The organism is Streptococcus sp. HMSC063B03 (genome assembly GCF_001836965.1).
Taxonomy (GTDB): Bacteria; Bacillota; Bacilli; order Lactobacillales; family Streptococcaceae; genus Streptococcus; species Streptococcus pneumoniae_F.
Map to the genome: position 1 here is coordinate 1 of NZ_KV831045.1, position 12,263 is coordinate 12,263.

Annotated in this window: 3 protein-coding genes and 2 pseudogenes; all 5 read left to right on the forward strand. The window is 39.7% G+C overall.

Features of this window, described 5'->3' with window-relative positions; all coding sequences use genetic code 11:
* Nucleotides 1-239: LPXTG cell wall anchor domain-containing protein (locus tag HMPREF2628_RS04820; protein ID WP_142350500.1), on the forward strand; the 239-nt coding region annotated here is incomplete at its 5' end.
* Nucleotides 240-396: 157 nt separating this feature from the next.
* The gene (locus tag HMPREF2628_RS04825) at nt 397-1,254 is read left to right on the forward strand and encodes a bifunctional methylenetetrahydrofolate dehydrogenase/methenyltetrahydrofolate cyclohydrolase (protein WP_049552281.1); all 858 of its coding nucleotides are present in this window, start codon (nt 397-399) and stop codon (nt 1,252-1,254) included.
* A 365-nt stretch (nt 1,255-1,619) separates the two neighbouring features.
* Nucleotides 1,620-8,780 carry an SIALI-17 repeat-containing surface protein gene (locus tag HMPREF2628_RS04830; RefSeq protein WP_070842490.1) on the forward strand — a complete coding sequence of 2,387 codons (7,161 nt, stop codon included), beginning with the start codon at nt 1,620-1,622 and terminating at the stop codon, nt 8,778-8,780.
* Nucleotides 8,781-8,944: 164 nt separating this feature from the next.
* Nucleotides 8,945-9,010, forward strand: a pseudogene (locus HMPREF2628_RS11120) (YSIRK-type signal peptide-containing protein); the annotation flags it as partial.
* 321 nt (nt 9,011-9,331) lie between these two features.
* Nucleotides 9,332-12,263, forward strand: a pseudogene (locus HMPREF2628_RS04835) (beta-N-acetylglucosaminidase domain-containing protein); the annotation flags it as partial.

The following is a 12,263-nucleotide window of genomic DNA, read 5'->3' on the forward strand; positions in this document are numbered from 1 at the left end:
CAACAGATCCAAGTCAAGATACAGTAATTAACTATGTTCCAAATCCTAGGGAAGTAGAAAAACCTGCTAAACCAGCTCAACCTTCTAAACCTTCTAAACAAGAAACACCTAAATATGTTGAAGGTCAAAAAGAGTTGCCTAACACAGGTACAGAAGCTAACGCTAGTCTAGCATCGCTCGGACTTCTTGGAGCACTAGGAGGGTTTGGACTTCTTGCTCGTAAGAAAAAAGAAGATTAAATCTAATTAGATTTTCTAATAAGAATAAGGAGTTGGATGGAATATCCGCTCCTTTTTCTTATAGTTTGAAACTATAGGATTGCCTAGGAAAGAAGTGTTAGAGGGGACTAACAGTTTTTGGTATAATGGAAGATATTTGAAAGAAAAGAGAAGTGATATGACACAGATTATTGATGGGAAGGCTCTAGCAGCTAAGTTACAAGGACAGCTGGCTGAAAAGACTGCAAGATTAAAGGAAGAAACAGGTTTAGTACCTGGTTTGGTGGTGATTTTGGTTGGGGACAACCCTGCCAGCCAAGTCTACGTTCGAAATAAGGAACGTTCTGCCCTTGCAGCTGGTTTTCGTAGTGAAGTAGTCCGAGTTCCAGAAACCATTACCCAAGAGGAATTGTTAGACTTGATTGCCAAATACAATCAAGATTCAGAATGGCACGGGATATTAGTCCAGTTACCATTGCCAAAACATATTGATGAAGAGGCAGTTTTATTGGCTATTGATCCTGAAAAGGACGTGGATGGTTTCCATCCCTTAAACATGGGGCGTCTCTGGTCTGGTCATCCAGTCATGATTCCTTCTACACCAGCAGGGATTATGGAAATGTTCCATGAATATGGGATTGACTTGGAAGGTAAAAATGCGGTCGTCATCGGTCGTTCCAATATCGTCGGAAAACCCATGGCCCAGCTTCTTTTGGCAAAGAATGCTACAGTGACTTTGACTCACTCACGGACTCATAATCTTGCCAAGGTGGCTGCTAAAGCAGATATTCTGGTGGTTGCAATCGGTCGTGCCAAGTTTGTGACTGCTGACTTTGTTAAACCTGGAGCAGTTGTCATTGATGTTGGGATGAATCGCGATGAAAATGGGAAGCTATGTGGTGATGTTGATTATGAGGCAGTTGCCCCACTTGCTAGCCACATCACACCAGTTCCTGGAGGTGTAGGTCCTATGACCATTACCATGCTGATGGAGCAAACTTATCAAGCAGCACTTCGGACATTGGATAGAAAATAGGAAAAAAGAAGGTAGAATAATGTTTTACCTTCTTTTTATATAATGCAGTCTAAAATGATATGAGTCCATAAACTATAAATTTGAAGTATGAAAATGCTATTAATAGAATGAAATTTGTATTGGAAAGAGTCTAGAATAGAAAGCTACTTTCATTGCACTTATTTCTTTTGAATGAACTTATCTTGCATACCATTTTATTAGGTTAAATTGATGGAAAATGATTGCAATTTTAGGTGTGTTTTGATATATTTAATATATAAAATATATTATCGAACTTGGTACGTGTTTGTGTATTCAGAAGGAGGTCGTTTTTTAAAATTAAGTAAGCGCTTACTTTGTATCAAGAAAAAGAAATGAGGATTTTAATGAACAAAAGACTTTTTGATAAACGTTGTCATTATAGCATTCGTAAATTTGCAATAGGTGCGGCATCTGTAATGATTGGGGCTAGTATATTTGGCATTTCAGCTGTACAAGCTGAGGAAGTGGCTTCATCCAATACTCAAACAGAAGAAACAACTGTTCATCAACCTCAGCCTTTAGATAAGCTTCCTGATGATGTGGCAGCTGCTATCGCAAAGGCTGATGAGAATGGTGGGCGTGAGTTTGTAAAACCCAAAGCTGAGTCGACAGAAGATAAAGTGACTAAGGATACAGAAACTACTAGACCTGCTAACGATGGTAGTCATGAATTGGCTAGTCCTAAAGTGGAAACTCCAAATAAAGTAGAAGAAGGAACCAAGGCTGAGGACAAACAGAAATCTGAAGAGGCAAATCCAAAGCCTGTTGAATCTGCATCAACATCTGGAACAGAACTGAAAGAGGATTCTAAAAAAACTTCTGAAAAGGACCAAGTGAAAGCAGACACAGAGATCAAACCTTCTTTTGAAAAATCGCAAGCACTATCTGGAGAGTCAAACAAAGCTGAAGTTGAAAAGGAAAAACAACTATTATCGGAGCGAAAACAAGATTTTAATAAAGATTGGTATTTTAAACTAAATGCCCAAGGAGATTTTTCAAAAAAAGATGTGGATGTTCATGATTGGTCTAAATTGAATCTTCCACATGATTGGAGCATTTATTTTGATTTCGACCATAAGTCTCCCGCGCGTAATGAAGGTGGCCAGTTAAATGGTGGAACAGCTTGGTATCGTAAGACTTTCACATTAAATGAAGCAGACAAGAATAAGGATGTTCGTATCAATTTTGATGGTGTTTACATGGATTCAAAGGTCTATGTAAATGGTAAATTTGTAGGACATTATCCAAGTGGCTATAATCATTTTTCATATGATATCACAGAATTTTTAAACAAGGATGGTAGTGAAAATTCAATTACTGTTCAAGTGACCAATAAGCAACCAAGTAGTCGTTGGTATTCAGGAAGTGGGATTTATCGTGATGTAACTCTTAGTTATCGTGATAAAGTCCATGTTGCCGAAAATGGTAATCATATCACTACTCCAAAACTTGCTGAGCAAAAAGAAGGGAATGTTGAAACACAGGTTCAAAGTAAGATTAAAAATACGGATAAGAAGGCTGCTAAAGTCTTTGTGGAACAACAAATTTTCACTAAGGAAGGTAAGGTTGTTTCAGAATTAGTGCGCTCTGAAACGAAGAATTTAGCAGAAAATGAAGTTGCAGATTTCAGACAAACAATCCTAGTTAATAAACCAACTCTTTGGACGACAAAAAGTTATCATCCTCAACTGTATGTTTTGAAAACAAAGGTTTATAAAGAAGGTCAACTAGTTGATGTAACAGAAGATACATTTGGTTACCGCTATTTTAATTGGACTGCTAAGGATGGTTTCTCTCTGAATGGTGAACGCATGAAATTCCACGGAGTAAGTATTCACCATGACAATGGAGCTTTGGGTGCAGAAGAAAATTATAAGGCTACCTATCGTAAATTAAAACTCCTGAAAGATATGGGGGTTAACTCTATTCGAACAACCCACAATCCAGCTAGTCCTCAGTTACTTGATGCTGCAGCAAGTTTAGGTCTTTTGGTTCAAGAGGAAGCTTTTGATACTTGGTATGGTGGTAAGAAGACTTATGACTATGGACGTTTCTTTGATCAAGATGCAACCCATCCTGAAGCTAAGAAGGGTGAGAAGTGGTCTGATTTTGATCTTAGAACAATGGTAGAACGTGATAAGAACAATCCGTCTATCGTCATGTGGTCTCTTGGAAATGAGGTAGAAGAGGCAAATGGTAGTCCTCGCTCTATCGAAACTGCTAAGCGTCTGAAGGCTATTATCAAGGCGATTGATACTGAGCGTTATGTCACCATGGGTGAAAATAAATTTAGTCGTGCAGCGACAGGTGATTTCTTGAAACTCGCAGAAATCATGGATGCTGTCGGTATGAACTATGGTGAACGTTTTTATGATGCGGTTCGTAGAGCGCATCCAGACTGGCTCATTTATGGTTCTGAAACCTCTTCAGCTACTAGAACGCGTGATTCTTATTACAATCCTGCTCAAATCCTTGGACACGATAACCGTCCAAATCGTCACTATGAACAATCTGATTATGGTAACGACCGTGTTGGGTGGGGAAGAACAGCTACTGAGTCATGGACTTTTGACCGTGATCGCGCTGGCTATGCCGGACAATTTATCTGGACTGGGTTTGATTATATTGGTGAACCAACTCCATGGCATAACCAAGATAATACACCTGTAAAAAGCTCTTACTTTGGTATCATCGATACGGCTGGTTTACCAAAAAATGATTTCTACCTTTATCGCAGTGAGTGGTATAGTGCTAAAGAAAAGCCAACTGTACGTATTTTACCACATTGGAACTGGACTGAAGAGACACTTAAAGAACGTAAGATGTTAGTTGATGGAAAAGTTCCGGTTCGTACCTTCTCAAATGCTGCAAGTGTCGAATTGTTCTTAAATGGACAGTCGCTTGGTAAAAAGGAATATACGAAGAAAAGGACAGAAGATGGACGTCCTTATCATGAAGGGGCTAAACCAAGTGAATTGTATCTTGAGTGGCTTGTGAAATACCAACCCGGCACACTGACTGCGATTGCTCGAGATGAAAATGGCAACGAAATTGCGCGTGATAGTGTGACAACTGCAGGGGAACCAGCAAGAGTTCGTCTGACTAAAGAAGAGCATGTTATCACTGCAGATGGGAAAGACCTATCCTACATCCATTACGAAATTGTTGATGGCGATGGGAATGTGGTTCCGACAGCGAATAATCTTGTTCATTTCAATCTTCATGGTCAGGGACAAATTGTTGGTGTGGATAATGGAGAACAAGCTAGCCGTGAGCGCTACAAAGCTCAAGCGGATGGAACATGGCAAAGACGTGCTTTCAATGGTAAAGGAGTTGTCATTGTAAAATCAACAGAAAAAGAAGGTAAATTTACTCTTTATGCAGATTCTGCTGGTTTGACATCTGATAGCGCAACGGTCGCAACTGTGTCTGGTAAGAAAGAAAACCGTCACTTTGTAGCCTTTGCTCCTATAAAAGCAACAACTGATGTTAGCACAAATCCTGAATTGCCTCAAACAGTAACAGCTATTTATAGCGACGGTAGTGTTGAGGAAAAGACTGTAACATGGGACGTGCCAGCTGACTTGCTTACAAGTGCAGGTGAGAAAAAAGTATCTGGACGTGTAGAAGGTTTGGAAACTAAAGCTGAGGCATTTGTTAAAGTGATTGCTTTAGATAGATGGTTACCAAAAGTTGCTACAGTCCCAGTTGGTACAACTGCAGCAGATTTGGATAAAACAGTCACAGCTGTTCTGACAGATGGTAGCTTGATTGATACTGATGTTGTTTCTTGGACCTTGAAAGATCCTTCTGCTTTGACAAAAGAAGGTGGACGTACGGAAGCTACTGGTAAATTAGTAGATGATGGTCATGAAGTTACGGCAACCTTTATCGCAAGCAGTAAGGAAACAACAAGTAGCATTACAGGACTTACTGTTGGGGATAAAGCTCTTGAGAACTTCGAGTCTGGCAAGACTTATTACCGTGTGTCCCTTCCTTACACTGGAACAATTCCAAGTGTTGGGGCTCAGACTACTGGTTATCAAGTAACTGTTCAGCAAGCTTCTGCTGATAATGGTTATCAGGCTTCTGTCTTCTTGAGTGACCAAAAGGGTGATTTGGTTCAAACTTACTTAATTCAGTTTGTGAAGGAAGCTCCTGCCTTGAAACGTTTGGAAGTGGTTGTAGAAGGAAAAGAAACTGCCACTGAAGATCAAGTATTAACTTATCACGTCATTGGTCGTTATGAGGATGGTTCTCAAACAGAATTTTCAGCTTCAGATATTCACCTAGAAGCTAAATCATCTGATGGTGGGCATCTTGAGGTGAATGGTCAGAATCTATTGCTCTATACTAAGGGAAGAGTGACTTTGACACCTCGAATCGATAATCAAACAGAGAAAACAGAATCTGTAACCACTGAAGTGGTGATTAAAGAAAATAAAGTCAGCAAGAAGATTGTGAAACTTCATCCTGTATCTGTTTCTACAGACATTAATCAGCAACCGAATCTACCTAAAGAAGTTGGGGCAGAATTTGATAAGGGCTTGCCACGCAAAGTATCTGTAACTTGGGATAAGGTAGATGAAAAAGAGTTGGGGCACTATCATAGCTTTACGCTTAAAGGACATGTAGAAGGCACAGACATTGAAGCTCAAGCGACTGTAACGGTTGAAGGATTGCAAGTTGCAGAGGAAATCAGCCTCACAGTACCTAAGGGTGAGACAGTTCAATTGCCAGCCAATGTTCGGGCTTACCATTCTAATGGAACAACTATCTACAAAGATGTTGTTTGGGATCAGGTTCCAGCCAACTTTAGTCAAACTGAAGGGGTCTATGAAATCAATGGTCGTTTAGTAGGTAGCAATCTTACAACTAAAGCTCATGTTCGAGTGTCTAGTCAAGTGGTTGCTGGAAATAATATCTCTAAACAATGGACAGGTTCACAATTACCTGCTGCTATTGTATCCAATACAGGAGGAGATGACACGGCCAATACCCTGAACGACTTGACTGTATCAAGAACGCCATCAGATGCTAAAAATAGATGGACAACTTGGAGAACAAATACTGATAATGACTGGGCTTCTATCTTATTTGGTAATTCAGGAGACTTGACGAAACGTTTTGTCAACAATTTGTCAGTTGATTTCTATACTGATGGAGCAATTGGTCTTCCAAAAGAATATGTAGTTGAATATTATGTAGGTAAAGAAATTCCAGATTTACCAAGTGATGTCAGTCATGCTCAGCGTGATACTAATCATCCATTTAATAATCCAGACAATTGGAAAGCAGTTGAAAACTTACATGCTCCAAGTCAGCTATCTGCAACTCAAACCAATCACTTTACCTTTGACAAGGTCGAAACCTACGCTGTGCGTATTCGTATGAAGAAGGCTGATGGAACATCAGGTGTTGGTTTGACAGAGCTAACTGTCCTTGGAAACAAGGTCTTAAGTGAAACAAGTTCAGATATTTCTATCAAAGTAGATGGCAAGGATCTTGAACACTTTAATCCATCGAAAACAGATTATTATATTCCTCAATCTAGCAAGGAAATTACTGCAACAGCTAGCAACAATGGTTTGGTTACTCTTGTTCCAGCAACAAGTCCAAAAGGTGCGACACGTCTTATTTTGAAGGCTGAAGATGGTACTATTTTAAAAGAATATCGAATCTACCGTAATGATGAGAGAGAAACTAGTCAACCTCTTGCTGCAGAAAACAGTGCTAAAATCTTGAATGTTGGAGACAATCTTCAACTTCCTTCAGAAGTAAGTGTTTATTATCCAACTTCAACTAATTGGACTACAGATAAACTTGCAGTGAAGTGGGATGCTATTCCTGAACATGCGACAGAGCATGAGGGAACATTCCAAGTTACCGGTCATGTTATTGGTACAAATCTAACAACTATCATGCAGGTGACAGTTGTTTCTAAAGGCAATCAAATCATTTCAGAAAATCCAAGCAACAATGACAAAGATTCTAAAGCCTTTGCTTCGACAACGAACGATACTCAAGCAGCTTCACATGATCGAATTTTCTATATCAATGATGGAAAATACAATGAAGATGGACGTTGGACAAACTGGTCTCGTACTCCGAAAAATCAAGAAACTTCTGTTGGATTACTCTTTAAGAAGGATGGAAAAATTACTTCTCAATCTATCGGAAAAGTAGCCCTTCAGTTCTTTAAAGATAGTGGCACAGATGCTCCTGAGAAAATGGTTCTAGAAAGATATATTGGTCCAGAATTTACAGAACCAAGTACGATTTCTCGTTATGAAGAAAATGCCGATCATCCATTCAATAAGGCAGAAAATTGGGCACCAATTCCTTACAAAGCTTCTGGAGAATTAGTAGCTGGTAAACCAATCGAGTTTAACTTTGATCCGGTTCAAACGACAGCTATTCGTGCTCGCATGACTCGTAAGGCTACTACCAATGGTCTTGCACTTGTAGAATTTACAGCCTATTCTGCAGGCAAGGGAGCAGAAGTGGAAACACCATCAGCGACTATTTCGATCGATGGAAAAGCATTGGAAAACTTTGATCCAAATGTGACAGAGTACACCCTAACAACAATGGGAACTAAACCAAAAGTCACTGCGACAACTAGTGGACATGGAGTAGTCACGGTAGTGGATCATGGAAATACAAATCTTCCAACACTCGTTCGTCTTGTTTCCAAAGATGGAAATCTGGTGAAAGAATATCGTTTACACTTTAAGTCTACCTTCCAAACAACACCGACAGAAGGCGTTAAGAACTTAGTTGCAGAAGTACCAAGTTTGGAAATTGAAAAGACTTCACTTCCGTTTAAAGAAGTTATTCGTGAAAATCCTGAACTTGCTCAAGGTCAACGTCGTATTGTTTCTGAAGGTCAGGATGGAGAAAAAGTTGACTATATTCAAGTTTTGGGTACTACTAGAAGTCTTGTTCATTCTGAAGAAAGAAAGGCTCAGGATCGCATTGTTGAAGTTGGACTGAAAACAACTATTTCAAGTAGTAAAGGCGAGGAGCCAGCTCCAGTCAATGAAGTTCCAGAATTCAAAGGCGGTGCTAACTTTGTAGAAGCGGCAGTAAACGAAGTTCCAGAATTCAAAGGTGGTGCTAACTTTGTAGAAGCAGCAGTCAATGAAGTTCCAGAATACACAGGAATTCTAGCCACAGTAGGAGATCAAGCAGTACCAAGTGTTGAGAAACCTGAATTTAAGGGTGGCGTTAATGCTGTAATGGCTCTAGAACATAAACTTCCAGAGTACCGTGGTATTCTAGCTACAGTAGGTAATCAACCAGCACCGACAGTAGAAAAACCAGAGTTTAAACTAAGTTCGTTAGAAAAATCTCAGACTCCAGAAGCACCAGTTCAAGTTGCCAAGGAAGACAAGAGATTGCCAGAGACTGGTGAAAAACAGTCAGAAACAGCTATTTTCTTGGCAGGTGTTACCTTGGCCTTGTCAGCAGCTTTATTAACTGCAAAACGCAAAGAGGACTAGTCTGTGCGCCTAATACCATTCTAGTTGTATAGATTGGTAGAAGATAAAAAATGAATCGATAAATGAGTCGAATAGATGGAGAGGGCCAATTAGTCCTCCCCGTCTTTACTAGTGAAAATGGAATCGTTTACTTTCGTGTTTGGACGAAAGGAGATAAGATAAAGATGGATAAAAATTTTTTCAATAAACGTTGTCATTACAGTATTCGTAAATTCGCTATTGGAGTAGCTTCTGTTATGATTGGTGCCAGTATCTTTGGTGTTAATCTAGTAGAGGCTGCAGAAACAGGTAGTGTAGGAGATAAAGAGGGAACTATAACTCAAGCTGAGCCATTAGAAAAGTTACCTGATGAACTTGCGGCAGTTTTGAAGAAAGCAGAAGAAAATACTGGGAAGGAAGCTAGCTCGACAGTTGGAAATGGAGAAACTACAGGAACGATTGGTTCTACTGATTCGACAAATAATCTTAAACCAGCTGAAGCACCTGGAATTCCAGAGAATGAAACAAAGCCGTCTGAAGCTATGAGTGGAGGACAAAATGATAAAGAAATCTCTAAACCTAGTCAACCAACTACACCTGAAACTCCAAAAGTAGATCAAACAGGTGATGGAACAGTTGAACTAGCGGATCAATTCACTGCAAGCAAACCAGCTAGCGAAGATAGTATTGCAGCTGCCAGCAAGAGCGCAGATTATCTCAAGAAAGAGTACAAGGTCTTCCCAACTCCACAAAAAGTGACTTATGGAGAAGGAGTCACAGCCCTTCGTAAGCAAGTCAATCTGGTTATGGGAGATCAACTCGATATCTATACTCGTAATCGCTTGAAGAGTGTCTTGCAGGACAATCAAGTATCTTACAAAACTAGTAAAACGGCAGTTTCTGGCGCAACTAATATCTATCTTGGAGTGCATGGACAAGGTTCACAAGCAGAGCAAAATATGTCCAAGGTTTCAGCAGGTCTCTTTGACAAGATTGATGCCTATGCCTTGACCATCAAGGATAATTCGATTTCTATCGTCGGAAAAGACACAGATGCAGTCTTCTATGGTTTGACAACCTTGAAACACATGCTTAAGGAAAGTCAAGTTCCAGTTCTTCGCAATGTGACAGTGGAAGATTACGCTGAAATCAAGAACCGTGGTTTCATCGAAGGTTACTATGGAAATCCATGGTCTAATGAAAATCGTAAAGAATTGATGCGTTATGGAAGTGAATTGAAGTTAACTCAATACTATTTCGCACCAAAAGATGATCCATACCACAATAAGAAATGGCGTGAACTTTACCCAGAAGAAAAACTGGCTGAAATCCGAGAACTTGCACGTGTCGGTAATCAAACGAAAACACGTTATGTTTGGACCATCCATCCATTTATGAACAATCGTATCCGCTTTGGCAATGAAGCGCATTACCAGGCTGACCTTGCAACAATAAAGGCTAAGTTTACTCAGTTGTTGGACGTGGGAGTGCGTGAATTTGGTGTGCTTGCAGATGATGCACCAAGCCCAGTTGGTGGTTACCATAGTTATGTTCGCTTGATGAAGGATATCACAAATTGGTTGACTGAAAAACAAACAACATACAGTGGTCTCCGTAAAGATATGATTTTTGTTCCTGCCTGGTACATGGGGCAAGGAACTGAAGCTGAACTTCGGACCTTGAATGAACATCTTCCTGAAAATGTTCATTTAACTCTTACTGGTGGAAAGGTCTGGGGGGCTGTTGATCAAACATTCTTAACGAACTTAAAGAAAAATTTAACAGAAGGTGGTAAGACTTACCGTCCAATTCAGTTCTGGATTAACTGGCCATGTAATGACAATACAAAACCCCACCTAATTCTTGGAGGTGGTGAAAAATTCTTACATCCAAATGTTGATTTATCGCTTGCACAAGGAATTGTGCTAAATCCAATGCAACAATCTGAAGCATCTAAAGTGGCACTTTTTGATATGGCTCAGTATGGATGGAAGCAATGGAGAAGTGCAGAAGAAGCTGAACAAATCAACGATATGGCCTTTAACTATGTAGTCAACGATCATTTTGAAGAAAGCAGTGTTTCAAAGGCTTTTCGAGAACTCGGAAAACACATGCGCAATCAAAATAGACCTCCCCATGTCACTAAATTAGAAGAGTCTGTAAAATTGGCTCCAAAATTGACAGAATTCTATAACAAACTCAAATCTGGTCAAAATCTGGATTCTGAAAGAAAAGAGTTGAGGGACATTTTTGCTGGTTTGAAAGCCAATGCTCTTCTACTTAAAGAAAAAGGCGATCAGAAATTAATCGAACAAATTCACTATTGGTTAGATAATACAGTAGATCAAATGAACGCGCTTGAAGCTTTCCTAACAGCTACAGAAGGTCTTACTGAAAAGAATGATGCCAAGGTATGGGAGTACTATCAGGCAGGAGTCAAACATTATGACCAGTCAGTTAAACATGCCTTCTTTTACGTTGACCATTATGAATACGCAGAATTTGGTGTCCAACATATTCGACCATTTATCAATAATCTCAAAGAATACTTAGCCTTACATATTCAAGCAATGTTGAATCCAGATAAATTTGTGACAACATTTATTACGAATCGTGCTGGAATAGAAGGCGGATTGAAAGAAGTCACAGATGGTGACTTTGATACACATGTGATTGCCAAAACAACCATTGTAATTGAGAGAGGTGATTATGTAGGCTTACGCTTTAATAAGGCGATTAAAATACACAAATTAGGTTTCGCTACGGGTACTAATACGGCCGATAACTATACCTTTAGTAATGCAGTTGTGGAATATCAAAATGAAAAAGGAGAATGGGTAGCCATAACGAGCCCTGCATATACTGGTCGAGAACGCATTCTGGAATTTAATGACCTCGATATCACAGCTCAAGCTGTTCGTATGATAGCAACAGCTAAGAAGGATAATGCTTGGCTCGCCATGCGTGAAATAGCTGTAAATAGACCCCTAGAATTGGGTAGTAAGAAAGTTAGTGGCACTATTAGTTTAAGTCCAAACCTTGTTTACAAATATGGAACAAGTGTTGTTCAGATGCAAGATGGTCGAGAAAACACAGAATCCATGATGGCACATGTTGATCAGACCAATGTCACACCAGCGCAAGCCTGGGTACAAATGGACTTAGGTGGACTGCATAAAGTAAAACGAGTTCATCTGATGCAAGGAGAACGAGACAAACTAGCATCTGGTGTCATCGAATATTCTGCAGATGGTACAAATTGGACAACGCTTCAAAATTTATCAGGGCAACGAACTTCTGATATCGTGCAAGAATTTACAACTCGTTTTGTTCGCATTCGCAATACACAAACCTTAAATAAGTGGTGGAGAATTGCGGAATTTACAGTAGATGTCGATAGTCCAAATCTTGACTTAACAGATACCAACGTGGACGCCTTGAAGGAAACACCGGTAGTGGATAGCTTGGGACGTTATGAACTTCAAATTCCAGCTGGAACTAAAC